Origin of the sequence: Paenibacillus sp. FSL R10-2748 (assembly GCF_038005565.1) — a bacterium.
Lineage (GTDB): Bacteria > Bacillota > Bacilli > Paenibacillales > Paenibacillaceae > Paenibacillus > Paenibacillus polymyxa_B.
Window position 1 is genome coordinate 469,008 of the sequence record NZ_JBBOTK010000002.1, and the last position, 19,083, is coordinate 488,090.

At 46.4% G+C, this 19,083-nt stretch carries 19 protein-coding genes and 1 riboswitch; all 19 genes read right to left on the minus strand.

All coding sequences use genetic code 11. The annotated features are described in order from the left end of the window. Nucleotides 1-5 precede the first annotated feature (5 nt). The 19 genes from NSS66_RS08715 to NSS66_RS08805 all read right to left on the minus strand — a co-directional run bounded on the left by NSS66_RS08715 (nt 6) and on the right by NSS66_RS08805 (nt 18,963). Nucleotides 6-719, minus strand: coding sequence for a DUF2953 domain-containing protein (locus tag NSS66_RS08715; RefSeq protein ID WP_023989203.1), 714 nt, complete (start codon nt 717-719; stop codon nt 6-8). A 166-nt stretch (nt 720-885) separates the two neighbouring features. Further along, a complete protein-coding gene (gene scpB / locus NSS66_RS08720) occupies nt 886-1,497 on the minus strand; it encodes an SMC-Scp complex subunit ScpB (protein WP_013310766.1) in 612 nt (203 codons plus the stop codon). Then, a complete protein-coding gene (locus NSS66_RS08725) occupies nt 1,466-2,260 on the minus strand; it encodes a segregation and condensation protein A (protein WP_034095057.1) in 795 nt (264 codons plus the stop codon). Before NSS66_RS08725 ends, scpB begins: the two co-directional genes overlap by 32 nt. A gap of 172 nt (nt 2,261-2,432) precedes the next feature. Continuing rightward, nucleotides 2,433-2,897, minus strand: a complete 465-nt coding sequence (gene ribH / locus NSS66_RS08730; protein ID WP_023989205.1) for a 6,7-dimethyl-8-ribityllumazine synthase — start codon at nt 2,895-2,897, stop codon at nt 2,433-2,435. 79 nt (nt 2,898-2,976) lie between these two features. Next, nucleotides 2,977-3,660: a 3,4-dihydroxy-2-butanone-4-phosphate synthase gene (gene ribB / locus NSS66_RS08735; protein WP_081819194.1), complete on the minus strand. Its 684-nt coding sequence runs from the start codon at nt 3,658-3,660 to the stop codon at nt 2,977-2,979. A gap of 60 nt (nt 3,661-3,720) precedes the next feature. Continuing rightward, nucleotides 3,721-4,386 carry a riboflavin synthase gene (gene ribE / locus NSS66_RS08740; RefSeq protein WP_316243905.1) on the minus strand — a complete coding sequence of 222 codons (666 nt, stop codon included), beginning with the start codon at nt 4,384-4,386 and terminating at the stop codon, nt 3,721-3,723. Nucleotides 4,387-4,717: 331 nt separating this feature from the next. Then, nucleotides 4,718-4,891, minus strand: a riboswitch (FMN riboswitch). Between the two features lie 68 nt (nt 4,892-4,959). Continuing rightward, complete coding sequence (locus NSS66_RS08745) at nt 4,960-5,427, minus strand: IDEAL domain-containing protein (protein ID WP_013310772.1); 468 nt, start codon at nt 5,425-5,427, stop codon at nt 4,960-4,962. Nucleotides 5,428-5,646: 219 nt separating this feature from the next. Further along, nucleotides 5,647-7,935 (minus strand): thiamine pyrophosphate-dependent enzyme, encoded by a 2,289-nt coding sequence (locus tag NSS66_RS08750; protein ID WP_023989208.1) that lies wholly within the window; start codon nt 7,933-7,935, stop codon nt 5,647-5,649. Then, the gene (locus tag NSS66_RS08755) at nt 7,935-8,948 is read right to left on the minus strand and encodes a 2-oxoacid:acceptor oxidoreductase family protein (RefSeq protein WP_023989209.1); all 1,014 of its coding nucleotides are present in this window, start codon (nt 8,946-8,948) and stop codon (nt 7,935-7,937) included. The genes NSS66_RS08750 and NSS66_RS08755 overlap by 1 nt, the downstream gene beginning before the upstream one ends. Nucleotides 8,949-9,199: 251 nt before the next feature. Next, a complete protein-coding gene (locus NSS66_RS08760) occupies nt 9,200-9,634 on the minus strand; it encodes a peptidylprolyl isomerase (protein ID WP_013310775.1) in 435 nt (144 codons plus the stop codon). A 162-nt stretch (nt 9,635-9,796) separates the two neighbouring features. Further along, nucleotides 9,797-11,164: a diaminopimelate decarboxylase gene (lysA, locus tag NSS66_RS08765; protein ID WP_013310776.1), complete on the minus strand. Its 1,368-nt coding sequence runs from the start codon at nt 11,162-11,164 to the stop codon at nt 9,797-9,799. 110 nt (nt 11,165-11,274) lie between these two features. Then, entirely contained in the window at nt 11,275-12,969 is a 1,695-nt protein-coding gene (locus NSS66_RS08770; protein WP_028540616.1) for a spore germination protein, read from the minus strand. Between the two features lie 26 nt (nt 12,970-12,995). After that, nucleotides 12,996-13,418, minus strand: coding sequence for a stage V sporulation protein AB (locus NSS66_RS08775; protein WP_023989211.1), 423 nt, complete (start codon nt 13,416-13,418; stop codon nt 12,996-12,998). After that, a complete protein-coding gene (locus NSS66_RS08780; protein WP_053325683.1) occupies nt 13,415-14,068 on the minus strand; it encodes a stage V sporulation protein AA in 654 nt (217 codons plus the stop codon). Before NSS66_RS08780 ends, NSS66_RS08775 begins: the two co-directional genes overlap by 4 nt. A 176-nt stretch (nt 14,069-14,244) precedes the next feature. Then, nucleotides 14,245-15,000, minus strand: coding sequence for an RNA polymerase sporulation sigma factor SigF (gene sigF / locus NSS66_RS08785; protein ID WP_023989213.1), 756 nt, complete (start codon nt 14,998-15,000; stop codon nt 14,245-14,247). Between the two features lie 11 nt (nt 15,001-15,011). Further along, nucleotides 15,012-15,467, minus strand: coding sequence for an anti-sigma F factor (gene spoIIAB, locus NSS66_RS08790; protein WP_023989214.1), 456 nt, complete (start codon nt 15,465-15,467; stop codon nt 15,012-15,014). After that, nucleotides 15,464-15,817 (minus strand): anti-sigma F factor antagonist, encoded by a 354-nt coding sequence (gene spoIIAA, locus NSS66_RS08795; RefSeq protein WP_013310782.1) that lies wholly within the window; start codon nt 15,815-15,817, stop codon nt 15,464-15,466. Before spoIIAA ends, spoIIAB begins: the two co-directional genes overlap by 4 nt. Nucleotides 15,818-15,913: 96 nt before the next feature. Then, complete coding sequence (locus NSS66_RS08800; RefSeq protein ID WP_053325684.1) at nt 15,914-17,107, minus strand: D-alanyl-D-alanine carboxypeptidase family protein; 1,194 nt, start codon at nt 17,105-17,107, stop codon at nt 15,914-15,916. A gap of 212 nt (nt 17,108-17,319) precedes the next feature. Next, a complete protein-coding gene (locus tag NSS66_RS08805) occupies nt 17,320-18,963 on the minus strand; it encodes a glycosyl hydrolase family 28-related protein (protein WP_053325685.1) in 1,644 nt (547 codons plus the stop codon). Between the last annotated feature and the right edge of the window lie 120 nt (nt 18,964-19,083).

A 19,083-nucleotide genomic window follows, 5' to 3' on the forward strand; every position in this document is an offset into this window, starting at 1 on the left:
ACTGTTTAACTTTCACTGGTAGCTTGAGGATCCTCAGTTTTTTTGGAAAAAACCCGTTTCCACGCCTCCGGTCCACCCGGAACGCGCCATATGCGGTAAGCTAACATGAGCATAGAGAAAATCAAATAACCAAGCGACATATTTGCTTCACAGGTCAAGGTGGTAGTAAAACGCAAGCGATCCACCCAATAGGGCACGACAAACAGCTTCGGGATACAGTCCACACGTACAAAGCTGGTAGCAAAACCGATCAAGGTCGTTTTCAATCCCCATAAAATACCGGTTGAGGTAGCTGTATAAGCCGCATCAGCAAGACTTATATTGGTAGACCATTCCATTTTGGACAACGTCACATGCGCCAAGGTATGTCGCAACCATCGCTGTAAGGATTTCGTTCCCTTGAGCAAAACCCGGATATCATGTATAAATTGCTTGATTTTTTCTGTATCAATATTTCCGCTATCTACGGAAGCATCCGTTTTATGTATGTTTTTATTGCGGTCAAGCCGATAGAGAAGCCCTTTTTTTAAACCTGTTACGAGAATGGCCGGAATATCGTAATTCATTTTAATCATCCCGTATAGAAATCTGATCTCTAGATGCGCCCGATCATCATTGTCATGTTTGGCAATATCCAGCTTCAATCGAATACGAGAGAGCAGAATAGCCAGCACAAGTAATATAACGACGATGATGGCGATACTGATCCATTTCCACACTGGCGAGTCCTCCCTACCTTTTTGCTATAGATATCATGGCAAAAATAGTATGACCGTTCGCCGGAAAATCATGCATCTTAAAATACCAACAGCCAGCCCCCAACTACGTGAGGACTGGCTGTCTGTTTGAGCTTTACATAAGTGAGCCGCAAGATCCGGAGCAACTTTATTGGGATTCAAGATCTAGATCGTTGGCCGCAGGCTGGCTGCTCTCCAGACGCTCGAACAATAATTGAGTCTCTTCCTCCAAATTGTCCGAATCCTCGAACAACTCCGGTTGCGGTAGATCTGCCAAAGAGCCCAGACCGAAATAATCCAAAAATGATTTCGTCGTTCCGTACAATATTGGCCGTCCGATGGCTTCAGCTCGACCTTTCTCTTCAATGAGCTCCTTGTTGACCAGTGTATGTATGGCCCGCTCGGATTTGACACCCCGAATCTCTTCGATTTCAACTCTTGTAATGGGCTGGCGGTAGGCAACAATGGCCAGCGTCTCCAAAGCAGCTTGAGACAGTGAGGCACGTGCCGGAGAGTATGCGAGCTTTTCAAAGTAAGGTGCATGTTCGGATAAAGTTGCAAGCTGATAATGACCGGCAATACGGACAAGTTGCAAGCCCCTTCCCCCCTGCTCCATGTCCTGCTTCATATCTTCCAAGCACTGTTCAACCAGCTCTTGCTGCTGCTCTACAATGTCGGCGATCTGCTTGGTGGACAACCCTTCCTCTCCTGCGAGAAACAGCAGTCCCTCAATAATTGATTTCAGCTTCAGATAATCCATTAACCCGTAAATCCCCTCTCCACTCCATTACAATATCATCGAAAAGCTTCTCCTGATAACAGAAAATTTGTTTCATTTTCATCAGTTCAAGGATAGCCAAAAAGGTCACAACCACCTCATGCCGATACATATCCTCATGCATCAGCTTGGAGAACAGCAGCCGTCCTCCGTTCCCCAGCATCTCTAACGCCCCGATAACTTGCCGGATACGGTCCTTGACTGAAATTTCGTCTCGATGAACACGGGTTACCGTCGTACGTCGTTCTGCTTTGCGCAAAGCACGCTGAAAGGCCGCGACCAAATCGCTTGCATGCAGCCCATGCACCGGATTTGCGGGTTCAGTGGGCAGGAATGCGCTTAGATCTTCTGGCTCCTTGCCATAAATTAGACTCCGCTCCCACTCACGTTCACTTAGATGGCGAGCAATCCCTTTATATTTACGATACTCCACCAGCTTGCGGACCAGTTCCTCACGTGGATCATAATCCTCTTCCTCATAAAAATCCAAATCGTCATATTCCATCACAGGTGGCTTGGGAAGCAACAATTTACTCTTAATAGATAAGAGCGTCGCCGCCATCACCAGAAACTCGCTCGTAATGTCCAGTTCCAGCTCCTGCATACTGTGCAAAAAAGCCATATACTGATCAGTAATATCGCTAATCGGGATATCCTGAATGTCGATCTCGGCTTTATCAATCAGATGCAACAGTAGATCCAGCGGACCCTCGAATGTTTCCAGCTTGTAGTTTACGACTGTCAATGTGCTTCCCCCTGCCTTACTCCAATCATCATTCAACAATACCTTTCCCTATAGCACTTATGCTCTACGTTATCAATCCCTCTTTCTGTAGTATATACGTCATCGCCTTGCTTAACAATCCAATCCCTTTTCACCTTGCAGTTTATACCGTTCTATTCAGCTATTCCTATAATTAAAATTGCTTGCCGAGATTGGCCATTTCAATCGCAGCCAATGCAGAATCCCAACCTTTATTACCAGCCTTCGTACCTGCTCGTTCAATAGCCTGTTCAATGTTTTCTGTCGTCACTACCCCAAAAATAACAGGCACTCCCGTTTTCAGGCTGCTTGCTGCCACACCCTTGGCCACTTCATTGCAGACGATATCATAATGTGAAGTAGAACCACGGATGACCGTACCCAGCGTAATTACGGCATCATATTTGCCGCTTGCAGCCATTTTTTGTGCAATCAGTGAAATTTCAAATGCACCCGGAACCCAGGCTACATCAATTTCATCTTCCTGCGCACCATGTCGTTGAAGGGCGTCAATTGCGCCGCTTAACAGCTTGCTCGTAATAAACTCATTAAATCTACCCACCACAATACCATATTTTAAACCGTTCGATACGAGATTACCTTCTAGAAAACGTGCCATGTTTAATCAACCTCTCATAGTTTAATTATTTAGGGACTTCGGATAATACTTCAGATTTACTTGGAACCGAGATGTATTTTTACAATGACAAACGACGACGGTAGTCCACCAAATGCTGAATACTGATCAGTTTCAATTGATGTCGCTTGGCGACCACTGCCAGATCAGGCAGGCGGGCCATTGAGCCATCTTCCTTTATAATTTCGCAAATGACCCCAGCAGGCTTGAAGCCACTGAGTCGGGCCAGATCAACAGCCGCTTCAGTGTGACCAGCACGCTGCAAGACACCACCATCGCGAGCAATCAGCGGGAACATGTGACCAGGCTTGCGGAAATCACTTCCTGTGACTGCTTCGTCTGCCAAGGCGCGTACAGTCAAGGAGCGCTCGGCCGCTGAAATACCCGTTGTTGTCTCCATATGATCTACCGATACCGTAAAGGCAGTACCGTGGAAATCTGTATTTTGCTCTACCATAGGATGCAATTCCAAAGCTTCGGCTCTTTGTCGTGTGATTGGCACACAGACCAACCCACGACCTTCTGTAATCATGAAATTAATGACCTCAGGCGACGCTTTTTCAGCCAAAGCGATAAAATCGCCTTCATTTTCGCGCTGTTCATCATCCACTACAATAACGACTTTACCGTTTTTTAAATCCTCCAACGCTTCTTCGATGGAATCCAAACGAATCTCTTCGTCATGTTCCAACTCTCCATGCTCCATGACGTTTGCCATTGCACTTGTTTGGCTACCTCTATCCATAACACTTTCCTCCTTATGTCTTGTGCCACGAATGCTCCTAAACAGGCTTACCATTCAATATCAGGCAAAGCCGTGTTTCGCCAAATAGTCCAAACTGAGAGGAGCTTTTTCTACTCTCTCCGCCTCCGCTGCACCTCTGTAATTTAAAAGCTGTTCTACATATTTGCCCAAAATATCACATTCGATATTGACGGTATCCCCCTCACGTTTGGCTTGTAAGGCCGTTTCGGATAAAGTGTGGGGAATAATGGATACGGCAAAGGTATCTCCCGTACGCTGTGCGACTGTGAGGCTGATACCATCAATTGTGATTGACCCTTTGAGTAGAATATATTTAAATAATGTTTGATTTTTAGGCTCAACTTCGAACACAACTGCATTCTGGTCTGATGTCACCCCTCGAATCGTTCCCGTCCCGTCCACATGTCCTTGCACGATGTGTCCTCCGAACCTTCCACTCGCCGTCATCGCTCGCTCCAGATTGACTCGGCTGCCGGATCTCAACTCTTTCAGATTAGTGCTGCGAAAGGTTTCCGGCATCACATCAACCTTAAAGTCTTTCGAACCAATCCGTATCGCCGTCAGGCAAACGCCATTAACCGAGACACTGTCTCCTATTTTCAAATCGCCCAACACCACGGAACCCGAAATCCCCAGCACCATCGCTTCACCGCTTTTGGAAATAGTTTGAATGCGACCCACTTCCTCAACTAATCCGGTAAACATGCCTTCACTCCTTTCCACTACATTTCAGTTTATCCCTAATTCATCAGCTATAAGCGCAAAAAACCCCCAGTTCGGATTCAATCCGTCATGGGGGTGATGAGAGTCACATTTGTAGTATACAAGCGCAGTTCATATGCATCTTAAGACGACATGAAATCATAGGTTTGCCAATAGAAAGCATGACTGAGGATACAACCAAATACGCTCAGAACACCCATCAAAAAGAAAGCTTAAGCAAGCTATCGCCCGATGCTGTCCTACAACGAAATAAGCCGTACGCACAATTGGGTATGCTAAAAATCGGCACATGTCACGTCATGCACATGCGCTTCGTATCCTTCTCCCATCCAGACTATACTGTCGGTCCCGGATTTGCACCAGGTCCACCTTCTGCTGATCATTCAGCATCCGGGTCACGGACTAAGCCATGCTGTTTCTCACAAAAACGATCCACAAACATGTCATCACCGCCGGTGGGGAATTTCGCCCCGCCCCGAAGGATCTTGCTCTTATTTAATTGAATTAACATTAAACTTGTTACGTATATTAGCACCGACTTCTAAAAAAAGCAAGTTATCTAATAGAAGCGCCTGCTTTGGTTTTGACATATTGGCTGGAGAGTTCTTCAAACCAGGTTTTATCATTCATATGAAGCGCCAAGTCAATCAGATCGGCCAGCTCCTCGACTCCCAACTCTGTTGCATGATCAAAGGTAATTACGGCTGAAGCAACAGGTCCCCGCCCTTCCTCAGAACATGCCTCATAATCCAGTCGCACATCAACATGTCCGTCAATAAACTCGCATTTCAGAAAATAAATAATTTCGCACATTAAAATGGGGCGTACCTGTGTTTCTAACACGCAATCCATCACCTTGGCAGAATAGTGCTGGTTCGTCAGCGTGAATTTGTGTTCTGTCGCTGCTAGCGATGCCCGTCCAAAATCGTCCGTAAACTTTAGTTCTACTGGCTTGATGTTCATAACCTTAGGGATCTGCTTCTTTATAATTTCGATTATTTCAACTGTATTCAGCTTAATCATTACCTGCACCTCATTGCATCTTAAAATTCAGAAGAAAACTTTTTAACGTGCCTCTTATAGGCCTCCACTCCTATATCGGAAATCATTACCTGTTTTTTTATGCTTCAACCCATAAACGACAAAAAAGATTCTTTGCGCAATAAGCGCAAAGAATCTTGATCGAACCACTACAGTAACAGCGGCTAACAATGCTAATCGATGATTATGCAAAAAACAGAATTATAGCTCTGAAATTTCATGTTTCTTTTTCAGGGTAGTCCAGCGACGCTCAATCTCCTGCTCAAAGGTAGCCAGCGTAGCCTCTTCCTTGAGAAGATGCTTCGTTTTACCCATTAATTTCAACCATTCTGCAGCTGGAATCCGTTTTCCCTTGTCTTCCGGATTATACGTAATCGTCGTACTGCCTTGCTCTATTTCGTACAAAGGAAAGAAACAGGACTCGACTGCGGCGCCCACAATGCTGGTGCCCAGTCTGTCTTCGGATTTCCAATTCAGCGGGCAGGCGCACAGGATCTTACCATAGGCCGTACCCACGTTGTTCGCATACCATTGAGCTTTGGCTGCTTTACGCAGCATATCCTGCGGATGACTTTCAGCTGCTGTAAAAGCATACGGAATGTTACAAGCAGCCATGATTTGCACGGTATCCTTGTGATGCCCTTGCTTTCCTTTTTGCATTTTCCCTACACCCGACGTACTGGTCATGTGACCGAGCGGAGTGGAGTACGATTGCTGTGAACCTGTATTCATGTACCCTTCGTTATCATATTCCAACATGATCAGCTTATGATTACGCAGAGCCGCACCAATCGCAGAACCCATACCAATATCCATCCCACCGTCACCACTGATCATGATAAAGGTCGGATCGTCCGACATCTCAATTTCATTACGGCGCTTCATTTCCATATAAGCTTCCAGCGCTCCCGAAAGTGTAGCGGCCCCGTTTTGAAAAAGATTGTGGATCATCGGTTGTTTGTGTGATGTATATGGATACCCTGTCGTCGTCACATATACGCAGCCTGTCTGGAACAGCACGACAATATCCCCTTCAATACCTTTGAAAAACAGTTCCAGCGCAGACAATGCCCCACATCCTGGGCAAGCCCCGTGACCTGGTGTAAGACGGCGTGGTTTGGTCGTCAACGACCGCAGGGGTGGTACCTTGACTTTGAGCTTCCCGGTCGCCTCGTCCGGCGTAACCTGAATCAGACCCGTACGGTATGCATTGCCACGTGGCGGTTGCATAACTTGCGGCATCACCTTGTCCGGTGAACCCGGATTAATTCCGTAATAATCAAAGGGCTTCTCCGCTCGTCCGGCCTCTGCCGCCTCAATCGCAAGCTGGAAGAATGCCTCTGCATCTTCCGCATAAAAATCCTTGCCGCCCAAGCCAAAGATACGGCTCAACACGAGTGTCCGGTTCAGCGGGTCCTCCTGCAAGGCCGCTTTAATTTCATGCGTTAAATTACCGCCGTCTGCCCCATACGAATCTGCACGTTCACCTACCAGCAGCGCCTTGACATCGCGTAATGCTTTCCGCAGTTGTGCGGCTGGGAACGGTCGGATGATATTCGGACGTATCACACCAGCTTTAATCCCGCGCGCGCGGAGTTGATCCGCCACATCCTTGGCCGATTCAGCCGCCGAATTCAACAGGAATACCGCGACCTCAGCATCCTCCATATGATACAGATCCAAAATCGGGTATTCCCGACCGGATAAAGCGGCATATTCTGCTGCTACCTGCTCATATACTCCTTCTGACAGCTTCAGTGCTTCGGATAGCTGAACATGATTATTCGTCAGGTCATCACCGTTCATATGCGCACCCACGGTAACAGGATGATCAAAATCCGTAATATTCGGATAATTCAAGTTCGGGTTAGGACCTACAAAACCGCGCACGGTCTCAGCATCGGCAAAATATTGCACTTTACGTTTTTGATGGGACGTATAAAAACCGTCATATGCGACCATTACAGGCAGCCGAACATCGCTATGCTCTGCGATTTTTAGTGCCATGATATTCATATCATACACAGCCTGTGGTGTACTTGCCGTCAAAATGACCCAGCCTGTATTCAAACCATAGTACAGGTCCGAATGATCCCCGCGAATATCCAGGGGACCACTAACAGCTCGTGTCACCAGATTCATAACCATTGGAAAACGGGTACCTGACTGAACAGGTAACTGCTCCAGCATGTACAGGAAACCTTGCGAACTAGTGGCGTTCACAACCCTCGCTCCCGCTGCGGCAGCTCCATAACAAATCCCTGCCGATCCGTGTTCTCCGTCTGCTGCAACCAGCTTAATATTATGCTGACCTCTCGTTCTCATCTGATCCAGATACTGCGCTACCTCGGTAGATGGAGTAATCGGGAAATATCCCATCATATGATAATTAATCTGCGCAGCCGCCGTAGCTGCCATTTCATTACCGGATTCGAACGTTGTCACTTGCGCGGCGCCTGTCTGTTTGAGTTCTTCCTCCAGTTTTGCCATTACGCACGCCCTCCTTCATATGCCGGAAATTGGTGGGCAACTCGATTCTGTTCCGCCCATCCCCATTGTTCGCGACGCGAACTTAATGCCCCCGACGGGCAAATATCTACACATTTCAGACATCCTTTGCAATACTGGTAATCAATTCCTTGCAAAAATGGCATCATTCTTCCGCGTTTGTCTGCTTGCTCTTCCCATACAAAACAGTAATCCGGGCAAATCGAATCACACTTGGCACAATGGGTACATTTATCAGCTTCATATTCAGGCACATACCCCTGACGTGAACCACTAACATCTCTCGTCATGCTGTTTCCCTGAGTTGCAATAACGCCCCCCAGTAGTTGGGTTTCGTATCCCAGCAATGGCTGCGGACGTTCAAAAACCCGATCCTCTGCGTCATCAGTAACTGGATATACGTGCAGTTCCATTTCATCATAACCACGGTTAAACGTACGCAGATTAGGTTCCACTAACAGTGGATTTTTCTTTTCAAAGGTACTGCGAATAACCGATCTCATCGCTTCCGGGTCCAGGAAATCACAGACACGGAACAAGGCACCGAGCATGGACGTATTTAGTTTGGTTCGCTCTTCCAGTGCGATGCCCATCGCATCCACCACCGCTAATGTACCGGATACCAGTCCCAAATCAGCCCGTATTTCTTCTGCTGGACGTGTGGAATTAACCACTACAATCCCATCCGCTGGCAGTCCGCTGATTACATTTACCGTTTTGTATAACGTTTCATGGAAAATGCCTACCACATGCGGTTGCTCAATCGGACTGTGATCCCGAATATCGACCTCCGGCTCACAGAAGCGGACGAAGCTTTTAACCGGAGTTCCCTTTTTTTCCGAACCGTAGGACGAAAAATTTGAAGCATTCAGCCCCAGACCAAGCACCCCGGTTTCGGCCAACATTTTGCCAGCCAGATTAGCGCCGAGTCCACCAATGGATTCCAGCCGGATTTCAAAAAATCCGAGTCGATTTGTGCGCGTTAAAATAGACAATGTGATAAGCCCCCTTCTTTTCCAATCCTTACTGAGTTTGAATACTCATATAAAATAAATGGAAAATGCATTCTTATGAAAAGGCTATCACAACACTTACTTTTCGAATGTGATCTTACGCACTGTAATGCCTACGTGATTACGAAAATCAATAAACCGTCAAACAAAAGACAACAAAAGCCGCCCTGTCCAAAGACAGAACGGCTTAGGTGCAACGCTATTTAAAAAAGATCATGTAATTAACGGTAAAATTACACGTCAAATACTTTAACCTCTTTCATTTTGTCGCCTTGTTTTACAGCATCAATGAATTCCATACCTTTGGTTACTTTACCAAATACAGTATGTACTCCATCTAAATGTGGTTGTGGAGCGTAGCAGATAAAGAATTGGCTGCCACCTGTGTTGCGACCTGCATGAGCCATGGACAGAACGCCTTTGGCATGCTTTGTTGTATTCGTAGCTGTTTCACAGTCAATCGTGTAACCAGGACCGCCTGTGCCGTTACCGATTGGACAACCACCTTGAGCCACAAAGCCCGGAATGACACGGTGGAAGCTCAAACCGTTGTAATAACCGCTGTTTGCCAGCTTTTCAAAGTTAGCAACGGTGTTTGGAGCTTCTTCTGGGAAAAAGTCAATTTCGACGATACCGCCGTTTTCAAGATCTATTCTACCTTTTTTCATTGTTTGTATCTCCTTTTCAACCTGTTTTGAGAACTAAATAACATCAAGTTTCAGTTTACTATGAATTGCCGCGCTTAGCAAAGTCTTGTCCAAAAAAAAGGGCCATTGTCCCCGGTGTATTATTACCGACTCAATGGCCTGCTTGTTCTTACAATGCTAAAATCAGGACGAAACCGTAATCTTGGCGTTAGGCTGAACCGCCGGACTGGCTTGATCACGAATCAAGCGCTGTGGCACAACATCGTTGCGTACGATATCCTCGTAGGTTTCCCGACGCACCACCAACTCGGCCTCACCGTTGTTGACAAATACAACTGCTGGTCGACGTATTCGGTTATAATTACTCGCCATGGAGTAATTGTAGGCTCCGGTTGAGGCAACAGCGAGCAAGTCGCCGCTATTTATACGAGGTAGTTCTACATCCCAAATAAGCATATCGCCGCTTTCGCAGCATTTGCCCGCAATGGACACCGTCTCTTCGTTCGTATCCTGCGCTCGATTAGCCAGCATCGCTTCATACTTGGCCTGATACAGTGCAGGACGTGGATTATCTGTCATCCCGCCATCTACCGAGACATATTTACGTACCTGCGGAATATCCTTGATGCTTCCTACCGTATATAAGGTCGTGCCTGAATCGCCTACAATACTGCGTCCCGGCTCAATCCAAATTTCTGGAAGTTCATCGTAAAGTCCTGAAAAATAGGTTTTCACCGCTTCGCCGATAGCCTGCACATAGGTGGATACTTTCAGCGGTGTGTCCTCCTCTGTGTAGCGAATGCCAAATCCCCCACCCAGATTAATCACTTTGAAAGAAAACTGAAGCTGTTCTTTAATTTCTCTGGAAAAAGCTGCAACCCGTTCAGCAGCCATTTGAAAGCCATTCACTTCGAAAATTTGCGAACCGATATGAGAATGTACCCCTAACAGGTTAAGATGGTCCAGCTCGATAGCCTGTTCCACTGCTTGGCGTGCTGTACCATTCCCAATGTCAAAGCCAAATTTCGAATCTTCTTGACCTGTGGCCATATATTCATGCGTATGCGCCTCAACCCCTGGTGTAACACGCAGTAAGATATTCACCTGCTGTTCTTTCTCGGAGGCAAGGGCCTGCAACAAATGCAACTCCATTTCGCTATCAACGACGAAGCAGCCAATTTGCGCATCTAACGCCATTTCAATTTCTTCCGGTGTTTTGTTATTGCCGTGAAAATGGATTCGCTCTGCCGGGAACCCTGCTTGTAGCGCAGTAAACAATTCTCCACTGGAAACTACGTCAAGCGACATTCCTTCTTCAGCAGCTAAAGCACACATCGCCATAACACAAAACGCTTTGCTTGCATAAGCAACTTGAAACTTCAATCCGGTTTCACGAAAAGCTTCTATGAATTCCCGGCAGCGCCGGCGGACTAACTGTTCGTCAACAATATATAGCGGCGTGCCAAAACGCTCTTTCAAAAGCGTTGTATCACAACCGCCGATCTCCAAATGTCCATTGCTGTTAATTTTACTGCTTCCATGCAAATACATGTTCTGGCGCCTCTCTTTCTGGAACAAGCTAGTCATATTCCATCGAATGTTTACACCAGTATAGCAAAAAAAACATCAAGAACAATGGATTTTTATGCAGATCATTTATATTAATGCTCCTGCCCATTGCCTGAGTTCGAATCTGTGTCGGCATCCGTATGGGGCATACGCGTATTGTCCCTCGTTTTGTTAGATGACGGGCGGTTAGGCGCATCTAGTACAGGCATACGGAACAAGATGGAAGCTAACGCTTTGGCATTAAAAGGAATGAACGGCCACAAATACGAAGAATTATATGACCGATGCAGCGTCAGCATCAAAATGATCAGTGTCGTACCCACGACAAAGCCCGGTACGTGAAAAATTGCAACAGCAACCAGCAGGAATAGTCGAATCAGTCTATTCGCTAACCCCAGCTCATAGCTCGGTGTTGCGAACATTCCTATGGCAGCGACAGCCATATACAGCACGACCTCATTCACGAAAAGTCCCGTCTTAACCGCTATATCACCGACCAGAATCGCTGCGATCAAGCCCATAGCGGAAGCCAGTGGTGTCGGAGTATGCACAGCCGCCATTCGCATTAGATCGACCCCTAGTTCTACAATGATAAACTGGGCAATCAGCGGAAGATGTGCTTCCTTTTGAGGACCAATAAAATCAAGAAACGCCGGTTTTAATTCTGGATTGATGACCATTAGCAGCCACATCGGAAGCAGAAACATCGAGGCGAATATACCTATAAAACGTACCCACCGCAAATAACTTCCCATAAAAGCGGTTTGCCGATTCTCTTCTGCATGCTGACACAAGTCAAAAAAAGTGGTAGGCAAAATCATCACGCTGGGTGAGGTATCGACGAAAATAACGAGCCTTCCTTCCATGATATGCGATGCCACGACATCTGGTCGCTCCGAATATCGTACTAATGGATATGGATTCCAACCTTTATTGATAATCGTCTCCTCTAATTGCTTGTCGGCCAGCGGAATACCATCCAAATTAACATTTTTAATTTTGTCTCGTACAGTATCCACCATCACCTTATCCACAATATCGTCAATGTAACCCAAACATACGTCTGTTCGGGTTCGACGTCCGACCTGCATAGCCTCAAATTTAAGCCCTGGGTCCCGCAAACGCCGGCGCACCAGACCTACATTTGTAAGCATTGTTTCAGTAAACCCGTCGCGAGCACCGCGCACAACCCGCTCCAAAGAAGGTTCCTCCGGATTACGCACCGGGTAATTACGAGTATCCAGAATAAGGGAAAAACGCTCGCCTTCCATGAAAAAGGCACTCAGTCCCGTCAGCACCTTGTTAATGACCACAGACATCTTATCCGTCTTCTCCACCTGAATATGTGGAATAAAATTTTCAAAATACGCTTGTAGTCCATCCGAAGAGAGATCATCCGGCGTCAGATAGGTGAGCCGCTTTAGCACTTCAAGCATGATCTGATCCTTCGCAAAGGAATTTAGGAACAGATATCCAGTATGACGCCCACCCAGTGTCATTTCCCTGAATACTACATCAAAGGTCTCCCCCAAACCTAATACTGTTTCAAGTGTATTCTTATTATCCTTCATCCTCGGCGATATATCATCTTCGGCCTGCCAGTAGCGAACGGACTCCTCTACGTTATCAGACCGCTCACTCTCTTTCTTGTGTTTAAAACGTGCTGATTCCTGCGCCTGCTTTTTCTGCCATGGACTCAACTCTTCTCCGCCGGTATGGTTTTCCTTTCCAATTCCCCCGTCTTCTTGATGCTGCTCCTGATGCTCTTGATCCGCTCTGTGATCCATATTCCTTGCCCCCTTCGCTTTCGTTGTTAACGGTTGTATACAAACCAGTCAAATAAGGAACCCGTCACCTTGCCAAGCACCATTGCCATCAACAGACCGAGCATATACACGGTCATGTGGAGTCGCTTGGCGAGTATAGGCAGGAGATTCAATACCTCCGTTAGAGCCGCGGCGAGCAAGCCAATAAACACTCCGCAAAATAACCCAGGTATCCATGTAAATATGCCCGGTAGTGGCAAGCAAATGTTCCAAAAATCGACCACAGTTCCCAGTACTGAGCCTACAATCATTGCCTTTTCGTATGCACGTGATTTTTTATACGTACGGGTAAGTTGTGCTAATCGCGGCATGATATCCAGCACAATAAAAAAAGCAATTACACCGCTACCCACCGCAAGGCCCCCAGCAATACCTAAAATAATCTGAAGTGCAGCCTGTACAAATATCATGGTTTCTTATCCTTTGTCTGCAGAAGGGCCATCTTTTCATATTCCTCTGCCACAACATACTGATCCACATTTTCCTGATACAGATACATTTCCACCTCCAGCGGCGTCGGCTCCTCGTTCCAATTTTTCTTGAACAAGTGATTAAAAAAAACGATCATGCCAAAGCCGATGCCGATCGAGTAAGCAATTTGAAACAGGTACGGATGCTCATCCTTATGTCCCGTAATCATCTCCACAATCCGAACCTGTACCTCCATCATGCTAACGTCGGCATGAAAATTCATAATTGTCAGCGCAGAGCCAAAAAACAGAAGCACCCATACCAAAACAAACAGTATTTTGGACGGCTTACGGGGTTTCTCCACAAGTTCCACAAGTACATGCGGCTTCCCGAGAGATTCAACTACGACCCCCGGAATGTGATCTCTAATTTTTGCTATAATCTGCAGCATGTCTATCAGTATCAGATTACCGTCCTGGTGCTGCGGCCGCTTGAGAACAAGCTCAAGCAAATCCTTTTCCCATTCAGGATTAGTCAGCAGTTGGGCTACATCACCCAAATGTAAATCCTGCCCTTGTATCATGCGGACACGGCTGCGGAGCCGCAAGTAGACAATAGGAGCTACTGTAGGAGCCGGACTATGAGTCATCCGATCCCCTCCTTATCCTCGTAATTATCGATTAGTATGGAACGAAGCAAGGAAACCTATTCTGTGTATTGTCTTTTATCCCACGCAAAAAAGAGTACCCCTTGCCATTAAAATGGCTTTGGAATACCCTTTAGTAATACGTAAGCATAAGGATGTCACTAAGATCCTGACTGTTATTATTGGGCAATCTGATCGCGGATCAGTTGTAAAATCTTTTTTTCCAGCCGTGATACCTGCACCTGAGAAATACCAAGCCGACTTGCAACCTCTGATTGAGTCTGATCCCGGTAGTAGCGCAGGTACACAATCAACCGCTCCCGCTCAGATAGTCCGCCAATGGCCTCATTGAGTGCCAGCTTGTCGAACCATCTTTCCTGTGATTCGTCAGCAATCTGATCCATAAGTGTAATCGGATCACCGTCATTTTCGAACACCGTTTCGTGAATTGAAGTAGGCGGCTTATTGGCCTCCTGCGCAAAAACAACATCCTCCGGTGTCACTCCCAGCTCATCAGCAACTTCCTTGACTGTAGGCAGGCGGTTGAGTCGTTTGGATAGCTCGTCCTTCATTTTGCGGACCTTATTGGCCGTTTCCTTCAAGGAACGGCTAACCTTGAGTGTACCGTCATCACGCAGAAACCGTTGAATCTCACCGATAATCATCGGTACTGCATATGTTGAAAATTTGACTTCGTAGCTGAGATCGAATTTATCCACCGATTTTAACAAGCCGATGCAACCAATTTGAAAAAGATCGTCAGGTTCATACCCCCGGTTCATAAAGCGCTGCACGACAGACCAGACGAGCCGGATATTACTATTGACCAGTGTCTCACGAGCCTCATTATCACCAGATTGACTCAGTGCAATAAGCCGCTTGACTTCCGCATCCTCCAAATAGCTGTGCGAAGTTTTTTTTCCTCCTGCTTCCATAGGATCAACTCCTAATTATATAAAGCTTTCTTGGATTCAATCCTTTTCTTCATCCGGACCGACGTGCCTCCGCCCGGCTCACTGACTGCTTCAAACTCATCCATGAAATTTTCCATAATCGTAAAGCCCATGCCGGAGCGTTCCAATTCAGGTTTGGACGTATATAGAGGTTGCTTGGCTAGTTCTATATCCTCAATTCCTCGCCCTGCGTCCTCAACAACCAACGTGATCACGTCCGCTTCAATCCCGACTTTGATCGTTACGACACCTGACGGATCGCTGTCATAACCGTGAATAATACTGTTTGTCACCGCTTCAGACACCACGGTTTTCAAATCGCTTAGCTCATCCATTGTGGGATCAAGCCTGGAAATAAAGGCCGCGACAGCCACACGAGCAAATGCTTCATTCTCCGATTTGGCAGCAAACTGCAAGCTCATGAAATTGTTTCCCGTGCCTTCTCTCATGACACAACCTCCAGTTCCGTGAGCGCATTTCCCTCGTTGTCATATATGGGCATGATTTTGAACAGCCCTGACATATCCAGCAGTCGGTGTACTGGCGGATTGACATCACAGACTGCCATTTTTCCGCCCTTTTGCTTGATCAGTTTGTACCGTCCCAAGATAACGCCAAGGCCGGAGCTATCCATAAACTGAAGATTCTTCAGGCTGAGCACAATATGCTCGCATTGCCGGCGCTGAATCGCCTCGTCCATTTGCATACGGACCATGTCCGACGTATGGTGATCAAGCTCACCAGACAGCCTTACAATCAGTACCCCCCGGTGATGCTCCATTTCAATTTGCAGGTTCATGCTTACTCACTCTCCTCCCGGTCTTGGACAAGGATTTCTACGTAGCCGCAGACGATTCCTGCCCTCCGACAAAACTAGAAGAAAACCCCGTAAAATCTACAAAGAAAATAGGTTCGACATGGTACGTTTAAACAATTTCCACCATCCGGCCTTTTCGATAGCCACAGGCGAAGTGATATTAAACTCCTTAAGCTGTTGTCCATCCTGATAGACGACCAGCTTACCGATTGGGTCACCAGCCCGGACAGGAGCTTTGAGGCTTGAGGCCAGTTGCAATTCATGACGCAACGTTTGTTTGTTGCCACCTTTTTTCACCAGTACACTGTAAGAACGGTCAGCCTGAATTTTCAGCTCTGGCAATACGCCTTTTTCAACTTTTACGCTGCCCAGCAATTCACCCGGCTTGTATATGGATTTCATTGTATATTGAGAAAATGCATAGTCGAACATGGAAGATACTTCATTGTTGCGTATCTTCGTATTTGGCTCCCCGAGCACCACAGCTACGACACGCAAGCCATCACGCTTCGCAGTAGCGGAAAGACAGAACTTTGCTTCTGCCGTATAGCCTGTTTTCAGCCCGTCTGCTCCAGTATAGAAACGGACAAGCTTATTCGTATTCACCAGCCAAAAGGGTTTGACTGAGGATTTGCGCAAATAGTCCTGATAGGCTCCCGTATATTTCGTAATTTGCGGGTATTTCAACAACTCTCGGCTCATAACCGCAATATCATGCGCAGAAGAATAGTGATTCTCTACGGGTAAACCGTTGCAATTGGCAAAATGCGTATCCTTGAGCCCGAGCTGCTGCACCTTCGCATTCATCATCTCGACAAAAGCCTGTTCAGATCCTGCAATTTTCTCAGCCATCGCCACAGAGGCGTCGTTGCCGGAAGCCATTGCAATTCCCTTCAGCATCTCATCGACCGTCATTTCTTCACCGGGCTCCAAGAAAATTTGCGAGCCTCCCATTGAAGACGCATATTCGCTGGCCCGAACTTTATCGGTCAGCTTGAGCTTGCCATCTTGAATAGCCTCCATTGTCAGCAACATCGTCATAATCTTGGTGATGCTCGCTGGAGGAAGCTTTTCACGACTGTTTTTTTCATAGATGACTGTCCCCGTATCTGCGTCCATCAGGATCGCCGAGAGAGCCTCGGGAGCCAGCTCAGCCGCTGATCCCTCTTTGGTTTTGCTTTCAGGTCTGCTTTCTTCGGCCCAACCGCCGACAGGGACGGCAGTCAAGGCTACCAGACAAGCCAGGATGAACGCCACCACTTTTTTCTTCACAATCGGTTCCCTCCTCAACATATTGGCGTAAAGCACCGGAGCCCATTTACTTACCCCTCCGGCCTATTCGCGTGCTGCTAACCATTGTCGTCAGAATGAAAGAAAAATATTCCATATGAATAAAAACATCAAATAGCACCAAGCTGAGTCAGCATGGTGCGCATATTCCAATATATAAATGACAGAACATCTATCGTCTGTGAAATAATTGTTTAAATTCGGCTTATAGTGAGATATGTGATTCCTCCACCGGGTAGAATATCCATCGTATTTTGACTGAACACCCGTATATCAATAAAAGAATTCGCTTCCAATCTAAGTTCCATAGCTCCACTCAATGCACTATAGTTCAGTCCGCCAATTACCCTATCATCGAGATACGCATAGGCGGAACTTCCGGTAAGCTGCTCATCATTCAGATGAAGTGCCAGCCGTGTGCGATTGCCATCCACTTGAGGATCGGTCGAAATGTAGACTTGTATTCTGTATTTCCCAGCTCGCTTGGCTCGCCATCGGCTATTCACCGCATCGAATTCGATCAGCTCATCATGGTTGATTTGATTAAACTTCACCTTCTGCCAGCTACCTGCGGGAAGATTTTGCCTTGCTCCCAGGTAGGCTTTAACAAAGGTTTCGTCCAAATGCTCAATCCCGTTGTTTGAGTATTTCTCGACAAGCAGCAAAGCCTGCCCTGTCCCATTATTCTCGCCATAACGATTATTGCTATAGCTAAAATCCAAATGTGAGCGAAGTGTCACCTGCTGTGTGGAAGAGCTACCAGAGAAAGAAATAAGCTGCTTTAGATTACGGGGATACCCTCCCACCTCGTCCACCAAAACTTTTTTGCCAATGACCACATCCACAAAATAGTTACATACGGATTGGGTGTCATCGAATTTGTCCGCTATCGCTAAAATGGAGTCCCGCAAAGCCACATTTTTTGTTTCTTTGGTAGCCCCAATTTGAATAAAAGAAGGCACTGTCATCTTATGCTCTCTGCTTAGTCCCTCAAACCAGCAACCTATAAATTCAGCGTTCATAAAATCATTAATTAGAATGGGAATATCTTTGGAGCTTCCATCCTTAATGTGCTGGCTAGCCAAAAATCTGGCCCCATTGGAGCTATTCAGATCCAATGCCGTATCGTTCCCCAATGTAAAAAGCGCTATGCTAGTAAACTGTGAACTTCTGTTCTGCAAGTGAATCCCTGTTTTATTGTAATTAATCTCCGTGCATTTAAATAAATTCACATCACTTTCATAGCCCCAAAAAGCCGTTTCAAAATGCTCAATTAGGACGTTATCCAGGACAACTCCGCCACCCTTCCAATCCTGAATACCCAAAGTACCTTTGCCATAATATCCACGCTTCACTGACTGCGAAAACGGATTATTTAATGTGCCTATGTCAGCCCCCTCGTACCGGATCGATAAGTCATGAAACTGCACATTTTGATATCCGCTAAACGATGGTAGACTTTCATCTCCAATTTGAAAACAAGGACCCGTACCATAATATTCAATCGACGTAACACCTTTGCCTTGTCGGTATCTGCCCTTATGAATGCCAAAAATGCGCACACCCTGCTTGCGAATCTGTAAGGTAGAGGTTATTTTGTATCGTCCACTGGGGATGTGAAGAATGGAATAATCGGGGGTCTTATTAATCAATTCCTGCAAAGCTGCCGTGTCATCCTGAATACCATCACCAGCAGCTCCAAACCAGCTTACGTTTACACTTCGTTCAATGAATTCTTTTTCAATGGTTTTAAAATTTTCATTTAATTGCTGCGGCGTTAACTCTTTGCCCGTACCACTCAAATTCAACTTCAAACGGTCTGTAAAATGATCCGCCACCCGAACACCCCCATGTTTAAAAACGTAAAAAGTTCCTTTTTTGACCAAGCCGAAGAATTCTTCATTTTCTTAGCATGGACTGAGTATATGCACAAGAGGGCTTGCTCTAGGCTTGAGAAA